Annotated in this window: 22 protein-coding genes; 7 read left to right on the top strand and 15 right to left on the bottom strand. The window is 39.4% G+C overall.

The features are described 5' to 3' along the window. Positions 1-41: 41 nt before the first annotated feature. From PaeCFBP13512_RS12465 to PaeCFBP13512_RS12450, 4 genes are all read right to left on the bottom strand, one after another. Entirely contained in the window at positions 42-899 is an 858-nt protein-coding gene (locus tag PaeCFBP13512_RS12465; protein ID WP_137223417.1) for a formate/nitrite transporter family protein, read from the bottom strand. Positions 900-1,256: 357 nt separating this feature from the next. After that, on the bottom strand, positions 1,257-2,276 hold the full coding sequence (gene moaA, locus PaeCFBP13512_RS12460; protein ID WP_137223415.1) for a GTP 3',8-cyclase MoaA: 1,020 nt from the start codon (positions 2,274-2,276) through the stop codon (positions 1,257-1,259). A gap of 115 nt (positions 2,277-2,391) precedes the next feature. Further along, positions 2,392-3,219: a formate dehydrogenase accessory sulfurtransferase FdhD gene (fdhD, locus tag PaeCFBP13512_RS12455; protein ID WP_137223413.1), complete on the bottom strand. Its 828-nt coding sequence runs from the start codon at positions 3,217-3,219 to the stop codon at positions 2,392-2,394. 5 nt (positions 3,220-3,224) lie between these two features. Beyond that, positions 3,225-3,572 carry a DUF2294 domain-containing protein gene (locus tag PaeCFBP13512_RS12450; protein ID WP_069330010.1) on the bottom strand — a complete coding sequence of 116 codons (348 nt, stop codon included), beginning with the start codon at positions 3,570-3,572 and terminating at the stop codon, positions 3,225-3,227. Between the two features lie 502 nt (positions 3,573-4,074). Between PaeCFBP13512_RS12450 and fdhF the strand changes: the two genes are divergently transcribed. From fdhF to PaeCFBP13512_RS12435, 3 genes are all read left to right on the top strand, one after another. Beyond that, positions 4,075-7,017, top strand: a complete 2,943-nt coding sequence (gene fdhF / locus PaeCFBP13512_RS12445) for a formate dehydrogenase subunit alpha (protein WP_137223411.1) — start codon at positions 4,075-4,077, stop codon at positions 7,015-7,017. A 391-nt stretch (positions 7,018-7,408) separates the two neighbouring features. Beyond that, the gene (locus PaeCFBP13512_RS12440) at positions 7,409-7,903 is read left to right on the top strand and encodes a DUF1641 domain-containing protein (RefSeq protein WP_137223409.1); all 495 of its coding nucleotides are present in this window, start codon (positions 7,409-7,411) and stop codon (positions 7,901-7,903) included. A gap of 186 nt (positions 7,904-8,089) precedes the next feature. Continuing rightward, positions 8,090-8,809 (top strand): stalk domain-containing protein, encoded by a 720-nt coding sequence (locus PaeCFBP13512_RS12435; protein WP_069330013.1) that lies wholly within the window; start codon positions 8,090-8,092, stop codon positions 8,807-8,809. Positions 8,810-8,964: 155 nt separating this feature from the next. Here the strand turns inward: PaeCFBP13512_RS12435 and PaeCFBP13512_RS12430 are convergent, their stop codons facing one another. Both PaeCFBP13512_RS12430 and PaeCFBP13512_RS12425 read right to left on the bottom strand, forming a co-directional pair. Further along, the gene (locus PaeCFBP13512_RS12430) at positions 8,965-9,309 is read right to left on the bottom strand and encodes a hypothetical protein (protein WP_137223407.1); all 345 of its coding nucleotides are present in this window, start codon (positions 9,307-9,309) and stop codon (positions 8,965-8,967) included. Between the two features lie 229 nt (positions 9,310-9,538). Next, positions 9,539-9,973, bottom strand: coding sequence for a LysM peptidoglycan-binding domain-containing protein (locus PaeCFBP13512_RS12425; RefSeq protein WP_137223405.1), 435 nt, complete (start codon positions 9,971-9,973; stop codon positions 9,539-9,541). 337 nt (positions 9,974-10,310) lie between these two features. On the opposite strand from PaeCFBP13512_RS12425, the gene fabV reads away from it, so the two are divergent. After that, a complete protein-coding gene (gene fabV / locus PaeCFBP13512_RS12420) occupies positions 10,311-11,507 on the top strand; it encodes an enoyl-ACP reductase FabV (RefSeq protein ID WP_137223403.1) in 1,197 nt (398 codons plus the stop codon). A 99-nt stretch (positions 11,508-11,606) separates the two neighbouring features. On the opposite strand, the gene PaeCFBP13512_RS12415 is transcribed toward fabV, so the two are convergent. The 7 genes from PaeCFBP13512_RS12415 to PaeCFBP13512_RS12385 form a co-directional block, all read right to left on the bottom strand. After that, positions 11,607-13,292: a methyl-accepting chemotaxis protein gene (locus tag PaeCFBP13512_RS12415; RefSeq protein ID WP_069330017.1), complete on the bottom strand. Its 1,686-nt coding sequence runs from the start codon at positions 13,290-13,292 to the stop codon at positions 11,607-11,609. A gap of 189 nt (positions 13,293-13,481) precedes the next feature. Next, entirely contained in the window at positions 13,482-15,251 is a 1,770-nt protein-coding gene (locus PaeCFBP13512_RS12410; protein ID WP_137223401.1) for a helix-turn-helix domain-containing protein, read from the bottom strand. Positions 15,252-15,322: 71 nt separating this feature from the next. Beyond that, complete coding sequence (locus tag PaeCFBP13512_RS12405) at positions 15,323-16,591, bottom strand: amidohydrolase (RefSeq protein WP_137223399.1); 1,269 nt, start codon at positions 16,589-16,591, stop codon at positions 15,323-15,325. A gap of 4 nt (positions 16,592-16,595) precedes the next feature. Further along, on the bottom strand, positions 16,596-17,315 hold the full coding sequence (locus tag PaeCFBP13512_RS12400) for a DUF1028 domain-containing protein (RefSeq protein ID WP_137223397.1): 720 nt from the start codon (positions 17,313-17,315) through the stop codon (positions 16,596-16,598). Between the two features lie 29 nt (positions 17,316-17,344). Next, on the bottom strand, positions 17,345-18,175 hold the full coding sequence (locus tag PaeCFBP13512_RS12395) for an ABC transporter permease (protein ID WP_069330021.1): 831 nt from the start codon (positions 18,173-18,175) through the stop codon (positions 17,345-17,347). Between the two features lie 12 nt (positions 18,176-18,187). After that, positions 18,188-19,129 carry an ABC transporter permease gene (locus PaeCFBP13512_RS12390; RefSeq protein ID WP_137223395.1) on the bottom strand — a complete coding sequence of 314 codons (942 nt, stop codon included), beginning with the start codon at positions 19,127-19,129 and terminating at the stop codon, positions 18,188-18,190. A 90-nt stretch (positions 19,130-19,219) separates the two neighbouring features. Beyond that, the gene (locus PaeCFBP13512_RS12385) at positions 19,220-20,776 is read right to left on the bottom strand and encodes an ABC transporter substrate-binding protein (RefSeq protein WP_137223393.1); all 1,557 of its coding nucleotides are present in this window, start codon (positions 20,774-20,776) and stop codon (positions 19,220-19,222) included. A 391-nt stretch (positions 20,777-21,167) separates the two neighbouring features. On the opposite strand from PaeCFBP13512_RS12385, the gene PaeCFBP13512_RS12380 reads away from it, so the two are divergent. Together PaeCFBP13512_RS12380 and PaeCFBP13512_RS12375 are read left to right on the top strand one after the other, a co-directional pair. Next, the gene (locus PaeCFBP13512_RS12380; protein ID WP_069329273.1) at positions 21,168-21,491 is read left to right on the top strand and encodes a DUF3817 domain-containing protein; all 324 of its coding nucleotides are present in this window, start codon (positions 21,168-21,170) and stop codon (positions 21,489-21,491) included. A gap of 166 nt (positions 21,492-21,657) precedes the next feature. Continuing rightward, positions 21,658-22,965, top strand: coding sequence for an MFS transporter (locus PaeCFBP13512_RS12375; protein ID WP_137223391.1), 1,308 nt, complete (start codon positions 21,658-21,660; stop codon positions 22,963-22,965). Here PaeCFBP13512_RS12375 and PaeCFBP13512_RS12370 read toward each other — a convergent pair. Beyond that, positions 22,933-23,166: a hypothetical protein gene (locus tag PaeCFBP13512_RS12370; RefSeq protein WP_069329270.1), complete on the bottom strand. Its 234-nt coding sequence runs from the start codon at positions 23,164-23,166 to the stop codon at positions 22,933-22,935. The two genes, PaeCFBP13512_RS12375 and PaeCFBP13512_RS12370, sit on opposite strands and share 33 nt — an antisense overlap. A 316-nt stretch (positions 23,167-23,482) precedes the next feature. Between PaeCFBP13512_RS12370 and dctA the strand changes: the two genes are divergently transcribed. Next, positions 23,483-24,850, top strand: coding sequence for a C4-dicarboxylate transporter DctA (dctA, locus tag PaeCFBP13512_RS12365; RefSeq protein WP_137223390.1), 1,368 nt, complete (start codon positions 23,483-23,485; stop codon positions 24,848-24,850). A 105-nt stretch (positions 24,851-24,955) separates the two neighbouring features. Here dctA and PaeCFBP13512_RS12360 read toward each other — a convergent pair whose 3' ends face one another. Continuing rightward, positions 24,956-25,975, bottom strand: a complete 1,020-nt coding sequence (locus PaeCFBP13512_RS12360) for a Gfo/Idh/MocA family protein (protein WP_137223388.1) — start codon at positions 25,973-25,975, stop codon at positions 24,956-24,958. Positions 25,976-26,089: the final 114 nt, after the last annotated feature.

Raw genomic sequence — 26,089 nt, 5'->3', positions numbered from 1 at the left:
TCATGCTTCTTTTTTTATAGATAGATATGTGTATACGGCTGTTAGTGTTTGACTTTGACCACTGAGCTACTTAATCCTTGCTCATGATAATGGTTAGAATCACTTACTGCTTCTGTCGTCATAGCAAGCTCTGTCGTATAGCGATAAGCTGCAAAATAAGCAAGAGCAACAAAGATAGCCCCTCCAACTAAATTCCCTAACAAGACAGGCACAAAATTCTCTACATATTGCGTCCATGTAATATCAGACCCTGCAAAAATAGCCGCTGGAATCACAAACATATTAGCGATCACGTGCTGAAATCCAATTGCAACAAATGCCATAATCGGGAACCAGATTCCTATAAATTTACCGACTGAATCTTTACTGCCATAAGCTAACCAGACTGCCAGACAGACTAACCAGTTACAACCAATCGCAGATACAAAAGCTTCACCAAAACCTTCGCCCACTTTGGCATGTGCAATTGCGAGTGTTTTAGCTAAAAAATCACCTTCTGTAAGTCCAACCACATGTCCAAAAAAGTAAGCAACTGCAATCGCACCTATAAAATTAGATAGCAATACCAATACCCAATTGCTGATTACTTGAGATAGTGTAATTTTTTTGGCAAACCACGACATAGCCATCACCATCATATTGCCTGTTAATAACTCTGCTCCTGCAAGAATCGTCAACATCAGACCTACTGGAAAAACAGCGGCTCCAAAAAAGCCTGCGATTGAACCTAATTCTTTGGGTGCTGTACCAATCACACGAATATCAGCTAAAAATCCTAATGAGATAAAAGCTCCTCCTAGAAAGCCCAAAATCAATACCGTCCAGAATGGTAATCTTGATTTTTTCAGACCATTTTCAGCGGTGATATTCATAATTTCTTGCGGGGTGTAAAAAGACATTGTAAACCCTCCATGTTCATCATCGTTGTAACAGATCGTCGTTATCATAAACTATAAAAAAACGCCAAAAAACCACCATTAACAATGCTCCAATAGACCTCTTAGATCTAGCTCAAAAAGAGGATAGAGAATAATTAATGCTGGTTAATGCCCTTACAGACGCCTATAAGGATACCAATCAACTTGATCGTTAGATTTAAAGCAAAAACATTCTATGAGTCTGCTTCAAATAATAATCGCTAACTGCTCATTAAGATTAATCTGGTGCTTAAAGTTTGTCAATACTGTGACAAATAAAATTTTGGAATACCCAATTCTGCTACATTTGCAAATAAAAAAATAGAAGGGTTGCCCCTTCTATCCTCCAATATGCGACATTTCTACTTTGTGACCATTGGGATCATTTTTGTCAGAAGCTAATCCTCGCTCTAACGAATACTGGTCTTTACGATTGGTCCATACAGCTTGTATATAATCTGCAATCTGTTCATCGCTACGGTCTGAACGCAACCAATCTCTAAGATCATGACCTTTAGTGGCGAATAAACAAGTATATAATTTCCCTTCGGCAGACAATCTTGCTCGTGTACATGATGAACAAAAAGCTTCGGTTACTGAGGAAATAAACCCAATCTCTCCGATACCATCTGCAAATTGATAACGTGTTGCTACTTCACCATCATAATTCGGTGCAACCGGTTGAAGTGGAAAGTGTTCGCCGATCCGATCTAGTAATTCTTGCTTACTGACCACATGCTCACGATTCCAACCATTGCTATTTCCTACATCCATATATTCAACCATACGTAAAATATGACCTCTTTGGCGGAAATAATCGACCATCGGTACAACTGCATCTTCGTTGAATCCTTTTTGTACGACCATATTTACTTTGACCTGTAATCCTGCTTCAGCTGCCGCATCAATCCCATCAAGTACAGGTTGAACACGACTGCGTCCTCCATTCATCTGCAAAAACATATCGTCTTCCAGACTATCCAGACTCACGGTAACACGATGAAGTCCAGCTTGACGCAAGCTTACAGCCATACGAGATAACAGACTACCATTGGTCGTTAACGATATATCTTCTGCATCCAAAGTGGATAGACGCTCTATAATATTAGGCAAGTCTTTACGCAGTAAAGGTTCTCCGCCGGTAATTCGTAATTTTTTGGCTCCTAGAGATACAAATATTTTGGCAATTCGACCGATCTCTTCCTCTGTCAGTACGCTTTCTTTAGGTAAAAAGGCATAATCCTTACCAAAAATTTCTTCTGGCATACAATATCGACAACGGAAGTTACAGCGATCTGTGACAGAGATGCGCAAGTCTCTTAATATACGATTATGTTGATCTTTTGAAGTCATAGACACCTCTCCATTCCTCGCTAGTACCGTCTTACATCGACTTCGAAACGTGTTCATCTTACCTTGTTGCAAGATAGTTTAGAATCTTATCTTCTTCTGGTATTTATTTTTTGGTTTCATACTAGAGTATCATAGAATCTGGTGATATGTCCTGACATTCCAGAATTCTTTGTGAATGTGTATATACATTGCATGAATCTTCACGAATAAATCCAACAGTTGTAATGCCTAGATGATCGGCTAGCTCAAGAGCTAACCCTGTAGGCGCAGATTTGGATAAGATCACTTCACAGCCAATTTTGGATACTTTCGTCAAAATTTCGGAAGAAATTCTACCGCTAAATACGATAATTTTACCTTCTAAACTAAGATTCTGTTTGAGGCACCAACCGTAAATTTTATCCAATGCATTATGGCGACCAATATCGCTTCGTGCCACAATAATTCCACTCGGATCACATAAAGCGGCTGTATGCACACCACCTGTATGACGAAATAATTCCCCGCTTTGTTGGACTTCTTCCATTAGCCGAAAACAATCTTCAAAAGACAAAGTAACGTTAACTGTATCTATAACTTTAGCTGTACGTGCATCATTAAAAAAAACAAATCCCTGACGGCTGGTACCACAACAAGAAGTAATATAACGTTTGGTAAATAACTGACGATGCTGTGGCTTCCAGCGATCTGTACGCACATGGACAAAACCTTCTTCAGGCTGTACCCACAGTTCTTGAATATCGCTATACTGCTTGATCACGCCTTCTGAAGCCAAAAATCCTACTGTCATATCTTCGATATATTCAGGTGTGCAGACTAATGTTACAAATTCTTCGCCGTTTACTTTTACAGTAATCGGTTGTTCGCTAACGACCTGATCGGTGATCGTGGTGACTTGTCCGCGCCGGTAACGCACAATCGTACGCTCTTGTTGCAATTCTAGATCCATCTGCCTCATCCTTGCTCAATATTTTTTTCGAAAACAAATACAGAAATGGCAAAATCATCTTCCACCTTAATATCGGTAAACAAATGCTGTAATTTAGAACCGCATAATTCTTCCATACCATCAGGTACGTGCTGATCATACAGTCCTTGAACCATCTGTGTTCGCGCACGGTGTACCATTTCTTTGCCTTCAGAAGTTAAAGCAATAAATTTTTCGGTAGGTGTAAAATTGCCCCACATTTTAGTAATCGCCATATTATCTACAAAGGTCGTATGAATCCGTTCCGGTCCTTTGCCAAATGTATCTTTACGCACTTTACGTACGATTTCATTGAAAGTAGTTTCCTTTTTCATTGATAATCCTCCTTGCTGTAATGTTTTGATCATACACCTCATTTTGTAGATTTCAAATACAGATAGCTAGCATGGTGTGTTAAATGTGTCTTGAAATTTCACAAAAGAAGAGTATAATTTAGAGTATTCACATTTTTGTCATAATATAATCGGATTGGTCAGTTAGTATGTCATTGCTAAACGATTACTCCACTTTAAAAGTGCTACCTGCAAAGGGGTAGTGATTTTAAGGTGGAGTTTTTTTATGCTCTTTTTATTTTATCCTTAATCTGCATCTATTAGTTAATAATACATATTAAGGATAATAAAGTATAAATATGATACTACACAAATCCGAAAATCTTTATATTATGCTCTATTTGATGTGCCACATTTTGCAAAACCTGAGAAGGAAGATATTTTGTTTCACAAAAATCATTTTTGATTTCACTAGAAGAAGTCGCATTTATAGTGCCAAATGCGTACATCTAGAAATACAACTGTTAAATAAAGGGGTATCTGCATGAGCGAACAACAACCAATCAAAATTACGATCAATGGCGAAACCTATGAAGCCGGGCAAGGATTAAGCGTACTGAATGTTATTAATCTAGCTCAAATTCAGCATCCACAAATCTGTTATGTTCCTGAAGTCGATCCGATTCAGACTTGTGATACCTGTATTGTTGAAATTGACGGTCAATTAGCACGTGCTTGTTCAACAACGATCACAGAAGGTATGAATGTGCAGACCAATTCTATTTCTGCCAAAGCGGCTCAAACAGAAGGTATGGATCGTTTACTGGAAAATCATATGTTGTATTGTACTGTTTGTGATAACAATAACGGTAATTGCAAACTTCATAATACAGTTGAAGAAATGGGTATCGAACATCAGAAATATCCTTTCCAACCGAAAGTCCCTGCAACCGAAGTCGATATGTCTCATCCGTTCTATCGCTATGATCCCAATCAGTGTATCGCTTGTGGGCAATGTGTAGAGGTATGTCAGAACTTGCAAGTCAATGAGACGTTATCAATCAATTGGGAAGCCGAACGTCCATACGTGATGTGGGATGAAGGCGTTTCTATTAACGAATCTTCCTGTGTCAGTTGCGGACAATGTGTCACCATCTGTCCATGTAATGCTTTGATGGAGAAATCGATGCTAGGCGAAGCGGGATTTATGTCCGGTATTGGCGAAGAAATGCTTAATCCGATGATTGATCTAATCAAAGATGTAGAACCAGGATACAGCGGTATTTTTGCTATTTCAGAAATCGAAGCAGCTATGCGTGATACACGGACTCGCAAAACCAAAACAGTCTGTACATTCTGCGGAGTCGGTTGTTCATTTGAAGTATGGACGAAAGGTCGTGAGATTCTTAAAGTTCAGCCTTCTCACGATGCACCGGTGAATGCTATCTCTACCTGTGTAAAAGGTAAATTTGGTTGGGACTTTGTCAACAGTGACCAACGCTTAACGACTCCACTGATTCGTCGTAATGGTGAATTTGTAGAAGCGAGCTGGGATGAAGCATTAACGCTTGTTGCTGAAAAAATGACAGCGATTCGCAAAGAACATGGCAGTGATAAATTAGGCTTTATCTCCTCTTCCAAAATCACCAATGAAGAAAACTATGTGATCCAAAAATTAGCTCGTCAAGTATTTGAAACCAACAATGTCGATAACTGTTCTCGTTATTGCCAATCCCCTGCTTCAGATGGTCTGATGTCTACAGTAGGGATTGGTGGCGATGCAGGTACGATCAAAGATATCGCCGCTGCTGGTCTTGTGATTCTGATCGGTTGTTCTCCAGCTGAAGGTCATCCTGTTCTAGCGACTCGTATCAAGCGTGCACACAAATTACATGGTCAACAATTAGTTGTGGCTGATCTACGTAAACATGAAATGGCTGAACGGGCAGACTTATTTATTCGTCCGCAACAAGGAACAGACTTTGTCTGGATTACAGCGATTATGAACTATATGGTAGAGCAAGGCTGGCATGCTGCTGACTTTATCCACCAACATGTGAATCAATTTGATGAATACCTCAAAGCTTCTGAGCCTTATACGCTTGCTTATGCAGAAGAAATTACTGGAATCGCACAAGCTGAATTAATTCGAATTGCTGAAATGATTCGGGATGCGGATGGAACTGTAATCTGTTGGGGTATGGGAGTTACACAAAATATCGCTGGATCTCATACGTCTGCGGCTATTTCCAATCTGTTATTAGCAACAGGTAACTATATGCGTCCAGGTGCAGGTGCTTATCCACTTCGTGGTCATAACAATGTACAAGGTGCTTGTGATATGGGTACTTTACCACCTTGGTTACCAGGATATCAGCACGTTTCTAATGATGAAGCACGTGCTAAATTTGAAAAAGCTTATGGGGTCTCGATCTCTCCAGCGCCGGGTAAAGATAATATCGCAATGGTCGATGATATCGCTCGTGGAGAACTTAAAGCGATGTATCTTGTCGGTGAAGATATGGCATGGGTTGATTCCAATGTGAATCATGTTCATGAAATGTTAGCTCAACTTGAATTTTTCGTTGTTCAAGATGTCTTTTTATCCAAAACCGCTCAGTTTGCAGATGTAGTCTTACCTGCGGCTCCATCTCTGGAAAAAGATGGTACTTTCTCCAATACGGAGCGTCGTGTGCAACGTTTGTATCAAGTCCTTGAACCTTTGGGCGATTCTAAGCCTGACTGGTGGATAACAACTCAACTTGCTAAACACTTGGGATTTGATTGGGGGTACACTCATCCTTCTCAAATTTTTGATGAAATGGCAAGCTTAACGCCTTTCTTCTCCGGTTGTAATTATGAGGTGTTAGAAGGTTGGGGAAGCTTCTTATGGGGTTCGAGTACGGGTGAAAGCACACCTTTACTTTATACAGATGGGTTCCATTTTCCGGATAAAAAAGCTCGTTTCTCTCTAGTGCAATATGTACCTGCTGTAGAGTTCCCTGCTGAGTTCGATCTCGTGTTGAACAATGGACGACTACTTGAACATTTCCATGAAGGCAATATGACGAACAAGTCTAAAGGGATCAATCGCAAATTACCTGAAGTGTTTGTCGAAGTGTCTCCTGAACTAGCCACAGAACGTGGTGTTGAAGACGGTACACTGGTTCGTCTTGAATCTCCGTATGGTGCTATTAAATTAAGAGCTGTTGTCACCGACCGTGTACGTGGCAAAGAAATTTATGTACCTATGCACTCTACCAGTCATGAGACAGCCGTTAATCTTTTAACTGGTTCAGCGGTTGATGTACGTACGCATACACCCGCTTACAAACAGACCAAAGTACGGATGATGATTTTGAATGTCAAAGGTGTTAATCCATTACCTTCATTCAATCCTCGTAACAAAAAACGCCATCCGCAAAATGGTGTTGAAGTACAACGTAAATGGAATCGTGATGATTATGTCTCTTTAGTTGATATGTAGAGGGGGAGGAGTTACCTGCGCTTGTGAGTGAGATTGTTCTTGTCGTCGCTGGTGTAACGGAATCCCTTGATTTACCGCTTGGCGGTAGGGATTTCGTTACAAAGGCGAGCGCTTCGCTCTTTCAGAACAATTTCACTCCCTTCGCTGGTGCAACTTAGGGATTGTGGAGCAGTGGTAAAGAATAGAACCTTTTTAAAGAATTTAATTCTTTAGAGAGTTGAATACATTGTTTTATATGGATTTATTTCTTACTTTTATGTGTTTTTCATTTTTACTTGTTAGGTTTTATTTCCTTTTTTATATGATGTTTTTTGAGTATTGATGATGAATTTATATGTTTGTAAGTTGGTATATCTTACTAGATGGATATGGGCGAAAGGAGAATGTATGTATGGCGACTCCGATTACTACGATTCGTAAGCGGGTGCTTACTGATGAAGAGCAACAGCAGCAGACGATTGATGAATTGAAAAAGGAATTAGCAGAATCTAATGCGGCGTTAGCACGATCGATGTCGATATTACGGGAGTTAAATGATAGTGGGATTTTGGAAGCAGCGGAATCGATGCTCAAAGCGAAAGCGCATATTGCAGAGATTGCTTTGGGACAAGTTTCTCGTAAAGAAATCACTAATCTGATCAATAATGGTATGGCGGCAGCGGGTGCCTTAACTGCGGTTGATCCTGCACAAACAACTCAATTAATGAATAGTGTGACCAAAGGATTAGAAGAAGCAGGTAAAGAAGATAACACCAAACTAGGTGTATTCTCATTAATGAAAGCTTTGAAAGATCCTGATATCAATCGAGCGCTTCGATTTGGAATGCGATTTATGAAAGGGCTAGGTCAAGGATTGAAAGAAAAAGATCCTACAGATCATTCTTAATATACAGCATTATATAAACAGACAGTACAGAGGTATTTTACTTTGGACTGTCTTTTTTGATCTTTTATGATCTACATTATACATATTAAAAAAGACATATCAATACATACCAAACACTTGACAATCAGTTGTTAATCGTTTATTTATAATAGTGTTTATTACTTTATTACTCAGGAGGGATATTTAATGAACAAAAAAGTTGGTTTGGGTATTTTGGCGGCTACGTTAACATTTGGAATAGGGACAGGTGCTCTCGCAGCTACAGGATTAGAACCGATTAAAGCTTATTTGAACAGTACAATTTCTCTTAAAATGAATGGAACTACGGTTACGGCTAAAGATGCAAATGGTCAAGCGGTACTCCCTATTACGTACAACGGAACAACCTACTTACCTGTACGTGCAGTTGGAAATCTAATGGGAACTTCAATCACTTACGACAAATCTTCTTCTTCTGTTATCATTGGCGATTCAGGTAACACAGGATCTTCTACAACCCCTATCGAAAATAAATCTCAATCACTCAGCACGCTAGGAACCAAAGTATTAGGTACCTCTGACTGGCACACCAAAGATCCAAGCAATACTGTTTATAAAGACAAAGATTACAAAGATATTTTTCTATACACTGGTGTAAATAATCAAAGTAAAAGCTTTCAGATCATGACTGATAATAAATATTCTACATTGCATCTAGAACTAGCTTCACTTAGTGGTAATCAAAAAATAGTTATTATGAATCAAGACAATACCACACTCAAAACGATATCTGTTAATCCTGATAATGGTATGGTTAGCGCTGATGTAGATGTTTCTAATACCAAAGCTATTTTTGTTGAAATCACTGATGCTGATAATGACTCTAAATTATTCGTACCTTTAACTACTTCTTCATTAACTAAATAAGCAAGAAATGATTTGATTTATAAATAAACGAGATGATTATGTTAACGATTGACATTCTATTCGTTGATGTATCATCTCGTTCTTTTTGTATATGTATTCTTTATTTAAATTAGTTACATGGCTAATTCTAATGTTTACTCTCACTATATCTATTACTACTTCTGCAACTTCAATATCAATTCATTCCCCATCTCTACCACCATTTCGATAAGTTGGTTAATTTCTTCACGATTGATCTGATCAATATGAATTCCTCCACAGATCGCAAAATTCCCACGCCAATGTTTCCGTAAGTTCATAGCGATTTCCTCTGTGATATAAAATTCTTGATGTTGCTGAAATTGAATCGTTTGCAACGGTTGATCTTTGGTGCCTGTCGTTATTGTGCCCAAATGAGGGCGATCTCCTCCACTGATCAGTATAACCACATCGTCTATACCAATCAAATAAGCATCCATCTGAATCTCTATTCTTCCTCTACTTTTATATATATGAATCATAATATTCCCTCCGCTTTCTTTATTATTAAAAGCGAATAGGTCTCGTAGCACAATGAATAATCTAACAGTTAACGATCATCTTACCTTTTTGAAAACAACAAAAAAAGCCAACGCTCGGGGGAACGTCAGCTTTTTATATATAAACTACGCCATAAGCATTTGGCAGATACTTATGGGTAGATAATATTTTGGCCGATCAGATGGCAGTTGATCGATAATGTCTAAATTCTTATTTTTGAGGAATAGTCAATTGGTATCCAGCAGGTAGAAGGTTGTTGGCAGCAACCAATTCGTCTACAGTTACACCATATTGAGCAGCGATTTCAGTAAGGCTAGCACCTTGTGGAAGAATTACAGTGATTTTGTTGTTTGCTACTGGTTCAGTTGTTTTTGTAGGCTCAGTTGTTGTGTTGTCTGTTGGTGTAGTAGGTTCAGTTGTTTCGTTAGCAGTTCCGAACATAGAGTTAATTTGTGCACTTACAGAATCTACATAAGCTTGGTTGTTAGCACGTTGTTCTGCTTTGTCTTTGTTTTTCTCGTGGTTGCTTTGATCGTTAGAAGCTGCAGATACTTGGTTAGCTCCGATTGGTGCTACAACTGCTACTGCTCCAAGACCTAGTGCTAAAGTAGTTGACAATAAAACTTTTTGAAATTTGGTATTCATGGTTAATTTCTCCTTTGTGATGTTAGCTGTTTTTTGGTAACTAATTTTCTCTTAGTAACCTTATGAATTAATAATAACATTAATTAAAGAATATTGCAATACTATTTAAAAATATTTTATTATATTTTGTGCAATTATTCTTTGATGTTATTTATTAACCAACCTATCTAAATTTTAAACAGCTATTTAGCATTATTTTATGTCCATTTTAGGACGATAATTGAACTTTGTAATTTACTGATTCTATATGCCTCAACTAGCCTTATCGTGTACACTTTCGCAAAAAATGCTACAATACGAAAGATGATGTAAAAAGTGAAAGCGAGGAATCCTTCCTATGATTATTAAACCTAGAACACGTGGCTTTATCTGCACGACAGCTCACCCTGTCGGTTGTGCACGTCAAGTTCAAGAACAAATTGAATATGTACAATCTCAACCTAAAATCAGTGGCCCACGCAATGTACTTGTTATCGGTGCTTCTACGGGTTATGGACTAGCTTCTCGTATCGTAGCGGCATTCGGTGCAGGTGCTAATACAATCGGTGTTTATCGCGATGGAGGTTCAGTTAAAGGGCGTACCGCTTCTGCGGGCTGGTATAATTCGGCGGCTTTTGAACAAGAAGCACAAAAAGCAGGATTGAAATCTTGCAGTGTAATTGGTGATGCTTTTACTAATGAGATCAAAGCTCAGACGATTGAAGCGATCCGTAAAGAATTGGGTCAAGTCGATACTGTGATCTATAGCGTAGCAGCTCCACGTCGTACCGATCCAGAAACAGGTGAAACATTCAGCTCTGTGCTCAAACCTATCGGCGCTGAATATACCAACAAAACAGTTAACTTCCACAATGGTGAAGTCACTCCAATTACGATCGAACCGGCTTCTGAACAAGAAGTACAAGATACGGTAAAAGTAATGGGCGGCGAAGATTGGAAATTATGGATGGATCAATTGAATGAAGCAGGTGTCTTGACTGAAGATGTAACAACAGTTGCTTATTCTTATATTGGTTCAGATATTACGCAAGCGATCTATCGTCAAGGTTCGATCGGACAAGCAAAAGATCATTTGGAACGTACAGCACAAGAAATGAACGATCAATTAAGTGCTACAGGCGGACGTGCTTTTGTATCTGTAAGTAAAGGATTAGTAACTCAATCCAGCTCAGCGATCCCTGTTGTTCCTTTATATATCTCAGCATTGTATAAAGTTATGAAAGAAAAAGGGATTCACGAAGGCTGTATCGAGCAAATGTACCGTCTTTTTGCAGACCGTTTGTATACAGATGGTCCTGCTCCTGTGGATGAGAAAAACCGTATTCGTATCGATGACTGGGAGTTGCGCGAAGATGTGCAAGCTGAAGTTGCTGAAATTTGGGACAACTTAACGTCTGAAAATATTTATGAATTGACTGATCTGGAAGGCTATCGTCGTGAATTCTTCCAACTGTTCGGCTTTGAGACAGATCATGTGGATTACGAAGCAGATCTAGAACCTGACGTGAAAGTGCCTAATATCTTCTCAACATAAAATAATTCTCAATATACCTTTACCAACAAAAAAAAAGCACATCCTACATCATGTAGGAATGTGCTTTTTTCTTTAGGCTATAGATCTTTGCGATATAGATTAGATTTTGAAACGAGTGACTAATGCTTGTAAATCTTCTGCAAGTGACGTTAAAGCTACAGCAGAATGTAGAACTTCTTCGCTCGAAGCTAATTGCTCTTCTGTTGCCGCAGCGATTTCCTGCGTGCTGTCTGATATTTCTTGTGTTCCTTTAGTCATCGTCTGCATTGTATCCGCAGAATCTGCAAAAGAATCATTAACTTGTGAAGCATTATTCGCGATATTTTCCGTTTTGGATGAAATTTCTTCCACTGCATTCAAAATATCATGGAATTGCTGTACTGTTTCTCTGGTCATCTGATTACCTGTTGCAACATCTGTTTGAACCGTTTGAATAGCTGACATTGTCGATTGTGTTTCTAACTGAATATGACTAACCAATTCTTTGATCTGTCTACCTGCATTTGCTGATTGTTCAGCCAGCTTTCTAACCTCTTCTGCTACCACTGCGAATCCACGTCCATGTTCTCCCGAACGAGCAGCTTCTATAGAAGCATTTAATGCTAGAAGATTAGTTTGAGACGAAATTTCATTGATTAATGTAGTTACTGTATCAATCTTAGTCGCATGTCCTGCCAGTACACCTACACTTTGATCTGCGCGAGATACTGAACTTTGAATCGATATCATTTGCTCGCCTACACGTTCAATCGAATCTGCTCCTTTTTCAGATTGTTGCTTCATTAATTGAGAGAAATCTGCCATTTGAGCAGTGTTCGAAGAAATCTCAGATAATTTATGGAATGAATCTTGCAAAGAAGCCGATTGATATCTCAATTGTTTGGCTTGTCCACCTGTCTGATCAGCGATCACTTGCATAGATTCAGCGACTTGCTGAGAAGTAGCCTTGGATTGCTCTGCACTTGCTGAAAATTCTTCTGCTGAAGCTGCAACCATATCAGACGATACACCGATCTGACTGACGATAGAATGTAATGTAGATACAAATAAGTTAAAGTTCGATGCTAATGTTCCAAATTCGTCTTTTTGCTTCAATATAATTTTTTGAGTCAAATCAGCTTCGCCTTGAGCAATTTCTAACATTTGGCGATTTAGCAGACGTAAAGGTTTGAGGATAGCACGTAGTAAAAGAATACCTAAAAGAATACCCACTACCGAAGAAATGATTACTGCTGCCAAAATAATCGTTTTGCTGAGATGCGCTTGTTTTTCATTTTGTGCTTGTAATTGAGCTACTTCTTGATTAAGGTTCGTAATCACTTCACTGACTGCTGGTGTTAAAGCTGTTTTGCGTAGTGTTCGTTCTTCCCCAAAATGATATTGACTAGCAGCTGTTGGATTTTCACCTTGCAATTTGACTACATTTCCATTTAACTCGGTAACTTTGGCAAATGTCGTACTAATCTCTTGTAAAGAAGATTGATAAGGTGCACCGGCTGTTGATTGTTGCAACAATTGTAAAATGCTATTAATTTCGGTGATTTTTTTCTGCATTTCGGGTACGTATTCTTGATCACCTGTAAGTAAATAACCACGTTCATCATTAGAAAGCCCTGCTAATCTAAAATCGATCTGTTTCATATTTTTTTGCATTTCCATTTTGGATTGTAATAATGCACTTTGTTCAATCGTATTAGAAATGGTAACAAAAGATAATATTCCGCTTCCTAAAATAGTAAAAATTAATAAACTAATAGTTACAATTAATCTGGTTCTGACTGTCATGATGTGTCTGCCTCCGCTATATTGTTATATAATCCTCTTAGTTACTAAGACCTATTATTATTATCGAATTTTGTCATATTATGTATTAGCTTTTTTTGAAATTTTTACACTGCGTTAACAAATCAAAAAAACTTTATCTCTTTTAGGATAAAGTTTCGTGTTTATTTCTTATTTTCTCCTGTATTTTGGTTAATCTTCATATAAATACAAATAAATCTGACATGCCATGCGGACATTGAACCATTCATCTCCATGATCAAAAGAGTAACCTAACAATTCTTGTATCCGTCCGAGTCGATAATATAAAGTATTGTGATGAATACGTAACGATTGAGTTGTATTTTTGAGATTGCGGTCATATTTAACAAAGGAGACTAAAGTGATCATTAGATTGGCTTTTTTTTGCTGATCATACTGAATAATTGGTTCTAGTACATCATTCAAATATTCTTCTAATTCTTCACGCGATTGTTGCATAAAAAAGCGAATCACTCCTAGATCACCAAAATAGATTAAGCGCTGTTGATTGCCTTCTTTGAGCAATAACTGCATACATTGTTCAGCATCTTTGTAGGATCGACTTACTTTATCTAATCCTTGATACAATCTACCGATACCTAATGATAATTGACGATCTCGGCGCAGCTCACGTAATAACAATTGAAATTGACTTTGACGTTCTTCTTTGTTCAGATTCCCCGCAATATTCACAATAATAATCGTATGATGATGCCGTTCAACCAATAAATAATGGATATGTAGCTGACTCATAATAGATTCAAATGAATGTCGTGCACTCCCTTGTAGCGGTTGCATCAACATCACTGCATAATGATCTTCCTGTTCAAATCCGAGTACACGCGCTTGTTCTTGTAAAGACATATTCATATCACCGGATAAAATACTTTCGAAAAAAGCATCTTTAGCACGCATTTGTGATTGTTGAACAGCTTCTTTTTTCACCCAATCTAAGGCAAGCACCGTGGCACTGTATTCAAAAATCATTTTGTTCGTACTCATAAATTCTTGATTTCCTGTCCATGCACACAAATAACCAAGCAATCGATCGGTACCTACAATCGGAGTTACAATAATAGATTGAGTAGCGTCTTCTTCGAGTACAATTCGTTGCCACTTTTTACTGCGTTGCACCCACTGCATCGCAGGATGTTGTAGAAATTGATCGGGTAAATGAGGTTTGACTTCAGCAGGTAAATAACCTATAGGTGTGAGTAGCAGATCGAATACAGCAATCGGCATTTTGACATTACGATATAGAGCAGACAGAATTTCAGGGGTTCCGTACCCTTTTGCTGCCAAGTTATTAATCTGATTATGGAAGTCCATTGTCACTTGTAATCGCTCATGCTCTTGGCGTAGCGCATCATGAGTCAAAAACAGCTCATGATTCTGCTCTTGAACCTGTCGAAATAAACGATGATGCTCAATCGCCATCGTTGCAAGATCACAATAGATTTGTAGAGATTCCAGATCATGTTCAGTCAATGCTTGTGCATCGGTAAAATTATCAAGCGTCACTACTCCTATACAACGACCATCAGATAATAAAGGCACTGCAATACAGCAACAAGGTATTTCCCCTTGAGTCGATGATTCTACATAGTATTTGTAATTAAAAGCACTCATATTATCCATAGCACTTTGTAGATCCAGAGGATTGTTGATCCGAATAGGCATACGTTCTGCAAAAACCTTGCCTGATATCCCTTCACCTGAAGACAATCGAGTCATCGTCATCACTGCTGGAAGATAGCCTACTGTAGCTTGAATAATCAACTTATTGATTAATGGATCATACAAAAATAAAAACCCTGCTTCTGCGGCTGGGATACTATCCATCGCTGTCTGCAAAATCAGTTGAAGCATTTGTTCTTCATGAACCGGAGACATAATCGTCTTCATGAAGCGCATAAGAGAATGAATCGGGGGATGCTCCATCGGTTACGCCTCCTTTAAGTTCATTTTTTGCTAACATTTTGTACTATAAGTGATGTGTACTTTTTGTCTATTTATAGTTGCGGTTCAGACTGCTCAAATGTTATTTGTCCGCCTGCCATCGTCAGAGCCACTTCACCTGAATCGGTAAGCGGATGCGTATTCCAGATCACGATGTCTGCATCTTTGCCTACTTTTAGTGAGCCTGTAGAATCGGCTAGATGCAAATGACGAGCCGCTTGAATCGTTAACGCTTCCCATGCGGCATCTAGTGGCAATCCTGCTTGAATAGCCATTTTGGCTGATGTTGGCAAATATTGAATAGGTAATACAGGATGATCGGTTGTGATTGATATCGGCACCCCTGCTTGATACAGAGCAGGATACGTTTCCCAAGAAAGGTTACGCAGTTCCACTTTACTACGTGAAGATAAGGTAGGACCTACACTGCAATATCGACCTGATGACGCTAATTCTTTGGCAATCTTAATCCCATCGGTTGTATGCTCAATGGTAATATCCAAGTCAAATTCATGTCCTAATCGTAGTGCTGTCGCGATATCATCTGCACGATGTGCATGAAAACGAACAGGAATTTTCTTTTCTAAAGCTAGACCCAAAGCTTCCATACGCAAGTTGCGTGGAGGTGATGGTCTCGATTGTTCTACCTCTATAGATTGTTGCTGTGCTACATAATGTTGAGCCTGTACTAATTGTTCACGAATGATACCAGCTATCCCCATGCGAGTCAATGGCGCTCTACCACTAGCTACTCCATGATATTTTTTAGGATTTTCGCCCAATGCCATTTTGAGACCTGACGGATGCAGGACAACCATCTGCTCTACGGTTGATCCTGGAAGAACTTTGAGACAACACATTAAGCCTCCAATCACATTAGCACTACCCGGTAAGACTTGAACCGTAGTCACACCTGTTCTAGCAGCATCTACAAAGCCTTCATCATAAGGATTAATTCCATCTAACGCACGCAAATGAGGAGTTACCGCTTCAGATGTCTCATTGTAATCAGCACCTTCCCACCCGATACCTTCTTCATCTATACCGATATGGGTATGAGGATCGATCAAGCCGGGAGAGACTAGGCGATTCTGTGCATCAATAATTCGAGTATTGGATATATTGCTTAGTTGTGACTTATACGTTTCCCATTCGGTAGTATCGCCTAAGCCTACAATTTTACCATCTACGATATGAATCCAGCCTTGCTCTATCGTTACCCCTTCCATCGTTAACAGGTTTGCATTGGTAATCAGGATAGAAGATGTGTTTAACAGAGATGTTGTCGTTAAAGAAGGATCATTTTCCGGAAAATAACTCATCGACTCAACCTTTCTTTTCGAGTGGAATACCTTTCATCACGGTGTCCACCCAGTCGTAGTATTGTTCAATTAATACAGATCGATTACTATAATAAATTCGTTCTAATTCAAGAATAGGTTCGGGATGATCATCGACACGGAAATCGACATAAGGAAAACCGGGTGTAGCGGCGACTTTGAGTACTGATGCTTGTTTGCCACGACGATCTCCACCTGCATCTGAACCTGCTTTGAGCGCAGCAAGTAGACGTTCTGCTAGTTCCAGATCTGCACTTTGTTCAAAAGCTCGCTCCATAGCAGGCAATACGTCTTCATTTGCAAGTAAATTGCCTGATAGGCAAAATTGATCCCCAATCACATGTCCTTTAACATCATCATTTTCACTACCTGTAAAAGCAGCACAATGACCAAAACGATCGATTACAGCCACCTGTCTCAAATCTCGACCGGGATCTTCCATCAGCAGATCATCTAATACTTTATTAGCAGTAAGTCCTTGTCGTAACAATTCTATACCACGAGGTCCGAGTGCTGGATTCATCCATCCTTGGGTAGCTACCACCCCATATTCAGGATCAACACAAGGAGAGAATGCACCAACACCGGGAAATTTAGAAGCCGCAGCTGCACCAAAACGTTTGGTCTGAGGACAACGGGCAATAATAGCAAAGGTATTGCATTTAAAATCAGCTAAAGGTCGATCTGTTGGATAAAAAATAGGCATCAAACAGCACTCCTTTCTTCTAAGATGATTTAATGTTTATTGGATTTGGGATCAAGCGCATCACGTAGACCATCTCCCAAAATATTAAAACTTAATACAGCAATGGTAATCGCTAGACCCGGGAATACAGCGATCCACCATGCCGATTCCATCCAGTCTTTGCCTTCGTTAAGCATTGTTCCCCATGATGGGGTATCCGGCTCTGCACCAAGCCCTAAAAAGCTAAGTGCTGCTTCTGCTAAAATAGCGAAAGCAAAAGATAAAGTAATCTGTACAATAAGTGGAGCCATAATATTAGGCAATACATGTTTGAGCATAATTCGAATATGCCCTACACCGATCGAACGAGCGGCTTCGATATAAAGCGAACTTTTGATCGACAATACAGCGCTTCGAGCAATACGTGCAAATATCGGTGTGTATACAATACCGATTGCGATCATTAAGTTCGTTGTACTTGCACCTAGAATCGCCATAATTGATAAGGCTAACAAAATATCAGGAATCGAAAATAGAACATCGGTGATACGTGAAATGATCGCATCGACCCATTTGCCAAAATAACCTGCAAGGATTCCCATTGTCGCTCCTATAAGTAATGCAACCCCAACAGCAATAACACCTACTCGCAATGATATCCTTGCTCCATAAATAATGCGAGAAAGAATATCCCGTCCTAACTGATCTGTACCTAACCAATGATGAATACTGGGCTTGCCTAACATTTCGGTTCCCAGTGCATAAGGATCAAATGGAGCTATCCAGCCTGCACCTAATGCGATCAGTACAAAACAACTAATAAATAGGAGACCCGTCATGGCGAGTTTGTTTTTGCTAAAACGATACCAAATCTCTTTCATTCAGAGCTCCTCCTAATAACGAATTTTGGGATTTAAGATCGAATACAGAATATCAACGATCAGATTAATGACTACAAAACAAAAACCTACAAACAGTATTGTCCCTTGCATTAAAGCGTAATCTCGATTGGTAATGGCTTGTAATGCTAAGCGTCCAATTCCGGGTAACGAAAAGATTTGCTCAATCACAACAGATCCACCGATCAAATAACCAATCTGGATACCGAGCACTGTAATAATCGGAATCATTGCATTTTTGAGTGCATGTCTTGTTAACAATCGCAATGGCGACATTCCTTTGGCACGAGCCATTTTCATATAATCTTCGCTTAATACTTCAAGCATCGTGGAACGTGTCATCCGCATGACTACCGCAGATACGGCTACACCAAGCGCAATACCCGGCATCCACATATGATGTAAGTTTTGTAGTGGATTTTCCCAGAAAGAGATATATCCGCTGGAAGGAGCCCAGCCTAACTTCAATGCAAATAATAAGATAAAGATCGTTCCTAACCAGAATCCCGGAATCGAAATTCCCAATAGCCCTACAACCGTTGCCATATAATCAGGTAGTCGATTATGGCGATAAGCTGCCCATATACCGAGTGGAATCCCTACGAGACTGGCAATCAATACACTAATCAATGTCAATTCTAGAGTGACGGGCAAGCGTTCGATAATTGATTGCATCACCGAATCTCCGCTAAATGAAGAACGTCCTAGATCGCCCCGCAGTACATTTCCAATCCAAATCAAATATTGGATATATAAAGGCTTATCCAGCCCGTAATAAGCTTTCAATTGTATAGCTTGCTCTTCGCTATAACGTGTTCCCAATAATGCCGTAACGGTATCTCCGGGTACTAAACGAATCATAAAAAAAGTAACAATAGAAATGCCGAACAATACAGGAATAGACACTAGAATCCGCCGGACAATATAGCTCAACATCTTATCCCTCCTTTAACCAAACAGGAACTGATACGAGCAAGCCCGTCAGTTCCTATGTTCATGTCTAGCAGCTATATTCTACAGTTCAATCTACTCTACTTTGGTTTGTTTTAAGAAAATAGAAGTAACTGTCGGTTCCACGATAAAGCCTGTAACATTATTACGATAAGCGGCTGCACGTTCATTCATATACAGGAATACCATCGGAGCTTCATCAGCTACAGTGGTCTCAATTTGTTTGTAAATGTCTTTACGTGTTGCTTCATCCGCAGTCGTGCGACCTTTTTCGAGTAAAGCATCTACTTCTGGATTAGAGTAGCCTTGTTGGTTATAAGCTTCACCTGTATGGAATAAGTTATAGGTATATTCATCTGGATCTACAAATCCTTGCCAACCAACGACCGCCATCTGGAAGTCACCTTTACCTAGTGCATCGAAAAAGACGCTAGATTCTTGAGATTCCACTTTGACGGTAATACCTACTTCAGCTAATTGTTGCTTAATCACTTGAGCAGCTTGCACCTGATAATCATATTCAGAGCCGACTTTGAGTGTAAGCGAAATAGCCGGGCTTCCTGCTGCTTGTAACAATTGCTTAGCTTTTTCTACATTACGCTCAGCATATGGATGAATATCAGGGTATGCCCAGTGATTCGGAGGAATATTTCCGCCGTCCAATACCGTTGCTTTACCTAACTTCACCAATTGATTGATCTGATTGCGATCTACTGCATTGGCAATCGCTTGACGCACACGAACATCACGTAGTGCAGGGTCTTTGACATTCAGCCCGATATATTCCCAAAAGGTACCCGGTTCTGACTTCAATGTAATCCCTTCAACATTTTCTAATACTTTATTTTCTTTTTCTGTCGTTTCTAGAATCAGATCAATCTCATTATTACGAAGAGCTGTTGTACGAGCGGTTGCATCTGCAATCGGCTTGAAATCCACTTCGTCCAGATAAGGTAACCCTTTTTCATAATAATCAGGATTCTTTTTCAACGTTAGCTGTTGATCTTTATCCCATTTGACCAATTCAAAAGGACCTGTGCCTGCATCTACGTTATCTAGGCTGTTGTTATTGGCTTTGACAATATCGCTATCTACAATGCCATTCATCGGGTTCGCTAGATAGGTAAGGAAAGGAGCCATCGGTTGTTTTAAATGAAATACAACTGTAGATGGATCAGGTGTATCTATACTTTTGACTGCGGTAAATTGATTCGCACGTACTCCTTTATCAATAATTCGTTCAATAGAATATTTCACATCGGCTGAAGTCAGTTCTTTACCAGAACCGTGGAACTTCACCCCTTGATGCAGCTTAAAGGTATAGGTGAGTAGATCATCCGAAACAGTATACGATGCAGCAAGTCCTGGTTCAATTTCACCGTATTTACCATTGTATTGCATCAATGTACTGTACATATTTTCGATATAATGCATAGAACCTGCATCTGTAGCGGTATGAGGATCAAGCGTTTTGCCATCCGATTGTACGGCGACTCTTATCACATTGGATGCTGTAGATTGACCTGTACTTGTTGAAGAGGTTGATGTGCTTGCCGTATTTGGAGCTGAACTAGAGCACGCTGTCAACATAATTAACATTCCAACCAAAATTCCACCTGTTATCTTTCTCAATATACTCACCTCATCTATAATTTCTTGTATTTGATGTTTTTCATGTTAACAATGTTTACTTTTTAAACATACGTTAAATCTACTGAAATCCAACAGTACTATTTGGGACAATTACCAAATAAACTATTGACCATTGCCCAAATAAATGGATTATCATGCTAAAATATATGTATTCTTATCCAATAGGATCTACTTATTCATAGTTAAACAGAAAGAAATCGCTATTTTTTAGATTTAATTATTGTTAGCTAAGTTATCATAAATATTTATTATGTATATAATCTCTTATTAAAGTGTACTTTCAATATTTTGTAACTTTTGATTGTGCTTTTAACAGAACATTTACGTTATATTTGAATTATTAAAATTGGAATAAAGGAGAATATACTTTATGATCAAAAATGCTCTAAGTATGTTACGAGTGATTGGTAACGTGGAAGCGGTATCTTATCTTGCTCTCGTACTGATCGCAATGCCTCTTAAGTATTTTGCTAATATGCCTCTTGCGGTGACTTATGTAGGGATGATTCACGGGGTATTGTTTGTAGCTTATGTAGCGGCGATTGGATTGACTTTGATTTTGCGTAAAATATCGTTTAAACAAGCTATTTTAGGATTGGTCGCTTCTATTCTTCCGTTCGGACCTTTTGTATTTGATCGCTACTTGCACCGTCAACATCAACGTGATGCTGTAGAACAGACTCAAATTTCATAATGCATTAGAAGATCATCATCAATGATCATACATACATGAGATCGTTTATATGGTTTTGGATCAGACAATTCTTTTAGAGAATTGTCTTTTTTGTATAGTATTGTATAGAGAAGAACGAATACACTTGAATACAAAGATAATATGAGCTGAAAAGGAGAAATCGAACATGCCCCTTGAGCAAGAACAGCAAGAATCTGTTATACGACGTTTTCTCTCCCCTGTACGTCAGTCCAAAGCATTTACATATCTGTGGTTAGGTCAATTAATAGCGATGCTGGGTAGTTCAGTTACGATGATTATTTTGCCTATTCTTGTCTACACGTTAACCGGTTCTTCAACCATTATGGGGCTAGCGATGACGATCTATATGTTGCCGATTGTGATTATTTTGCCGATTTCCGGCTGGATTGTAGATCATACCGATCGTGTACGCTTGATTCTATTGACCAATAGCATCCGATTTGTGTTAATGCTGAGTGGTGCAATTTTAATTTTTACAGATCAATTGTCTTTAGCTGTCTTATATGTAGGACTTGCTCTATATGGATTAATGGAAGGTATATTCCAACCTGCCTATTCTGCTTTACGTGCTGAAATATTTACACCTGATATTCGAAATGCGGCGAATGCTCTAACCCAAGTTAGTATTCAGTTCGTCCGTCTACTAGGTCCGACATTAGGCGGGATTCTGGTGACTGTCGCTTCTCCTGGAAGTGGATTTGCTCTGGATTCACTTACATATCTGTTTTCACTGCTTTGTTTTACTTTACTTAGCAAGCACTTTATCTCTAAACGTCAGCAAGAACGTCGTAAACAACAGACGATTGATCAAGCCTCTTCTACCGATTCGCTACATTCTCCAGTGAAAACATCGGTGTGGCAAGAGTTCACCGCAGGATTTGTTATTTTGCAAAAACAGCCGTGGTTGTGGATTACAATTGTGATTTTCTCGCTCTTGAATATTTGCTATGTAGGGATTACCAGTGTTCTTATTCCATGGCTTTTCAAAATTCATCATCATTTAGATCCTGTTGTCTATGGACTGGCTATGACATCTGCTGGTGTCGGCGCTATTATTGGAGCAGTCTTATTTGGAAGTCGAAAACAGTGGCGCAAACGCGGTTGGATTGGATATGGCGGAGCATTGTTAAGCGGAATCGCTCTATTCTTATTATCGGTGATTACATGGCCACCCGGTATGGTGATGATTATGGCTTTGGAAGGATTCGGCTTGATGATGTTTGCGCTAGTCTGGGAAACGAGTCTGCAAGAGTTAGTACCTGTGGAAAGTTTTGGACGTGTGGCTAGTCTGGATATGTTCGGTTCATTCGCTTTTCTACCGATTGGATTTCTACTTATCGGTTGGTTAGCCGATCAGATTGGTGGACTGATTACGATTAGTTTGTTTTCGGGGATTGGGATGTTGCTGGTGATTATCGGGTTATGCGTACCTGCGATCAGGCGATTTGACTAAAAGACACAAAAAAGAAGCATCATCGTGTGTGATATGCTTCTTGTGTTTTACTTTTTGTAATCGTTCTTGTTTGGTAGATGTCATACGGGTATGTTGCGAGATGGCTGCATAATCTTCATTGGCTCTGCGACTGTATTCGGGAATCCAACTGCCACTACGCTTTGCTTTACGAATAGCTTTTTGAGTCTGGGTACGTGCCATAATAAGTTCACTCTCCTGAATATTAAAATAGGTTACTGCAATATTATACCATAATGCTCCAAAATAAATAAGCGAATGATATGTTACTTATTTTAACATATCATTCGCTTATTTTTGTATAAAAATCATAATTTGAACGTTTGAATTGTGAAATATACAAAAAAGATCGAAATCTATAGTAACCACTTTGACCAAATGTTATAAAATGCTACATAACTTAAAGATAGAACATATAACCAACATAGACTAAATGATTCTTTTCCAAATCCATGAGGATGTAGTGTCACTAAGTATTTGAATATCAAGGAGGTTTATTATGAATTTTGTTAAATCATTATTTTTTCAAATCATTGTAGCTGTTGTGATCGGTATTGGTGTAGGAATAGCCTTTCCTAACTTTGGAGAGCAGTTACAACCGCTTGGAACCGGATTTATCAAATTAATTAAAATGTTAATTGCACCCTTGATCTTCTTCGTCGTTGTCGCAGGTATTGCCAAAGCAGGCGATCTCAAAGCAGTCGGTCGGATCGGTCTCAAAGCTATCCTGTGGTTCGAGCTTGCTACGACGGTGGCACTCATGTTAGGTCTTGTCGCTGCTCGTGTATTCCGTCCGGGAGAGGGAATGAATATCAATGCCAGTACTCTTGATCCCAATGCTGTAGCCGCCAAAACAGGAGGCGCAGAACTTCCCCATACTGTCGACTTTATCCTCAATATTATTCCAACCAGTGCAGTAGATGCTTTTGCGCAAAATGCGCTGTTACAAGTGTTACTGCTTGCTTGTCTATTCGGTACTGCTCTTGCCGCTAGTGAAAGTCAATTAAAACATAATGTACTGACGCTGGTCGATCAGATCATGGAGCTGATTTTTAAAGTGGTCGGTTATATTATGAAATTAGCACCCATTGGTGCATTCGGTGCGATTGCTTATACGGTCGGTGCCTATGGAGTAGCGACATTGACTTCTTATGGAATGTTGATCCTTGCTTGTTACTTAGCTGCGATCTTATTCTTAATCTGTCTGGGATTAGCAGCATGGTGGATCACAGGCATGAATCTATTGCAATTTATCAAATACACTCGTTCTGAAATTATGCTTGCGATTGGTACAGCTTCGTCTGAAGTCGTTATGCCACGTATGATGGAAAAGCTAAACAAAGCGGGCTGTGATAAAGCAGTGGTCGGATTGGTTGTACCGACAGGATATTCTTTTAATCTAGATGGTGCTTCGATCTATTTATCTCTAGCTACCGTGTTTCTTGCACAGGCAGTAGGCATCGATCTGACCTTAGGACAAGAGATTACTATCTTAGCTGTGTTGATGCTAAGTTCAAAAGGAATGGCTGGTGTACCGGGTTCCGCTTTTCTAGCATTATCGGCTACAGCCGCAGCACTTAATGCGTTTCCTGTAGCTGTTGTAGCACTGTTGCTCGGTGCTGACCGATTTATGGATACCATGCGTGTATTCACCAATCTTATGGGCAATTGTGTAGCTGCTTTTGTCGTAGCCAAATGGGAAGGTATGTTGGACACGAAGAAAATGAAAGCTGTACTTGCAGGAGAATGGACAGAAGAAGAAAACGAGTCGATTGCAACATCCCAACCTGCTAGACCTACAGAAACGATCCACTCTCCACTTGGTCATCCGTTAGCTCAATCTTATACCGTATACGATAAAACATAATCAATAATCCAGTCTCACATCTATACTAAAAAGCTGCTACCCTCGATACGAAGGTAACAGCTTTTTGGTAATACTATTTTGTTGTTTAGCTACTTGTAGCTTATTTTATAAAGAAATAGTTTTGTTATCCGCTTGAGATTGGAACGCAGATAAGATTACAGATAGTGATTTTTTGCCTTCTTCACCTGAAATAGATGGTGGTGTATTGGTAACGATAGATTCGATAAAGGCATCTACTACACCGCTAACTTCTTGCTTGTCATTGGTAGAAATAGCACCTACACGATATTTCTCGACTGTACCGTCACGAAGTTCGACAATCACTTGATCATCAGGATCGGTACCGATTTTCATAATACCGTTCTCACACCACAAGTATGTGCCGTTATCTTCACCACGATAAGCTGTCCAGCTCGCTACTAATGTACCGATTGCACCGCTCTTCATACGAAGCAAACAAATAGCGTTATCGTCAACATCTGTATCTTTTTTATCCAATGTACCGATAAATGCACTCACATCAACCACTTCGTCATCTAGCAACCAGCGAATCATATCAGACTTATGTACGCCTAGATCACCCATCGCACCCATGATCGCTTCGTTTTTACGGAAGAACCAGCTTTCTTTACCATCAATACTCCAGAATTCTGGACCTCCATGGCTAAAAGCCGTACGGAAAGTCAGTATGCGACCTAATTTGCCTGTTTGCAATACTTCTTTGGCTTTGACATGTGGTGGCATCAAACGTTGATTATGACCAACCATCAAATACACATTGTTCTTTTTAGCTGCATCAATCATTGCTTGTGCTTCTTCTTCAGACACAGCCATCGGTTTCTCAACCAGTACATGTGCACCTGCATTGGCAGCAGCAATCGACATTTCAGCATGGAAAATATTCGGGGTGCACACGCTTACAGCATCAAACCCACCAGCTGCTAATAATTCTTTATAATCACTATATGCTTTGGCATCGAAACGTTTCGCATAACCTTCAGCACGTTCTATAATTGGATCAGCAAACGCTACCAATTCTACATTCGGATGTTCTGCATACTCTGGAATATGGCGACGTTCCGCAATACTTCCACAACCTATAACTGCTACTCTGACTTTAGTCATCGTTACATTCCTCCTGAAATATGAAGTTAAGTGTTCCACAGCTATCTTATAGTAATCTGCTCAAATTATCCACCTTTGCGATCTATCATATTACCCTTTTTAGAAGTTTTAGCT

The sequence above is a fragment of the Paenibacillus sp. CFBP13512 genome (assembly GCF_005233705.1).
Lineage (GTDB): Bacteria > Bacillota > Bacilli > Paenibacillales > Paenibacillaceae > Saccharibacillus > Saccharibacillus nuruki.
Note: the sequence above shows the minus strand (reverse complement) of the source record. Positions and strands in the feature narration are given on the sequence as shown.

Excerpts from the sequence above, each read along its gene's own strand:
- PaeCFBP13512_RS12465 (WP_137223417.1), bottom strand. The coding sequence starts at position 899 with ATGTCTTTTTACACCCCGCAAGAAATTATGAATATCACCGCTGAAAAT.
- fdhD (WP_137223413.1), bottom strand. The coding sequence starts at position 3,219 with ATGGATCTAGAATTGCAACAAGAGCGTACGATTGTGCGTTACCGGCGC.
- PaeCFBP13512_RS12450 (WP_069330010.1), bottom strand. The coding sequence starts at position 3,572 with ATGAAAAAGGAAACTACTTTCAATGAAATCGTACGTAAAGTGCGTAAA.
- fdhF (WP_137223411.1), top strand. The coding sequence starts at position 4,075 with ATGAGCGAACAACAACCAATCAAAATTACGATCAATGGCGAAACCTAT.
- PaeCFBP13512_RS12440 (WP_137223409.1), top strand. The coding sequence starts at position 7,409 with ATGGCGACTCCGATTACTACGATTCGTAAGCGGGTGCTTACTGATGAA.
- PaeCFBP13512_RS12435 (WP_069330013.1), top strand. The coding sequence starts at position 8,090 with ATGAACAAAAAAGTTGGTTTGGGTATTTTGGCGGCTACGTTAACATTT.
- PaeCFBP13512_RS12430 (WP_137223407.1), bottom strand. The coding sequence starts at position 9,309 with ATGATTCATATATATAAAAGTAGAGGAAGAATAGAGATTCAGATGGAT.
- PaeCFBP13512_RS12425 (WP_137223405.1), bottom strand. The coding sequence starts at position 9,973 with ATGAATACCAAATTTCAAAAAGTTTTATTGTCAACTACTTTAGCACTA.
- fabV (WP_137223403.1), top strand. The coding sequence starts at position 10,311 with ATGATTATTAAACCTAGAACACGTGGCTTTATCTGCACGACAGCTCAC.
- PaeCFBP13512_RS12415 (WP_069330017.1), bottom strand. The coding sequence starts at position 13,292 with ATGACAGTCAGAACCAGATTAATTGTAACTATTAGTTTATTAATTTTT.
- PaeCFBP13512_RS12410 (WP_137223401.1), bottom strand. The coding sequence starts at position 15,251 with ATGGAGCATCCCCCGATTCATTCTCTTATGCGCTTCATGAAGACGATT.
- PaeCFBP13512_RS12405 (WP_137223399.1), bottom strand. The coding sequence starts at position 16,591 with ATGAGTTATTTTCCGGAAAATGATCCTTCTTTAACGACAACATCTCTG.
- PaeCFBP13512_RS12400 (WP_137223397.1), bottom strand. The coding sequence starts at position 17,315 with ATGCCTATTTTTTATCCAACAGATCGACCTTTAGCTGATTTTAAATGC.
- PaeCFBP13512_RS12395 (WP_069330021.1), bottom strand. The coding sequence starts at position 18,175 with ATGAAAGAGATTTGGTATCGTTTTAGCAAAAACAAACTCGCCATGACG.
- PaeCFBP13512_RS12390 (WP_137223395.1), bottom strand. The coding sequence starts at position 19,129 with ATGTTGAGCTATATTGTCCGGCGGATTCTAGTGTCTATTCCTGTATTG.
- PaeCFBP13512_RS12380 (WP_069329273.1), top strand. The coding sequence starts at position 21,168 with ATGATCAAAAATGCTCTAAGTATGTTACGAGTGATTGGTAACGTGGAA.
- PaeCFBP13512_RS12375 (WP_137223391.1), top strand. The coding sequence starts at position 21,658 with ATGCCCCTTGAGCAAGAACAGCAAGAATCTGTTATACGACGTTTTCTC.
- PaeCFBP13512_RS12370 (WP_069329270.1), bottom strand. The coding sequence starts at position 23,166 with ATGGCACGTACCCAGACTCAAAAAGCTATTCGTAAAGCAAAGCGTAGT.
- dctA (WP_137223390.1), top strand. The coding sequence starts at position 23,483 with ATGAATTTTGTTAAATCATTATTTTTTCAAATCATTGTAGCTGTTGTG.
- PaeCFBP13512_RS12360 (WP_137223388.1), bottom strand. The coding sequence starts at position 25,975 with ATGACTAAAGTCAGAGTAGCAGTTATAGGTTGTGGAAGTATTGCGGAA.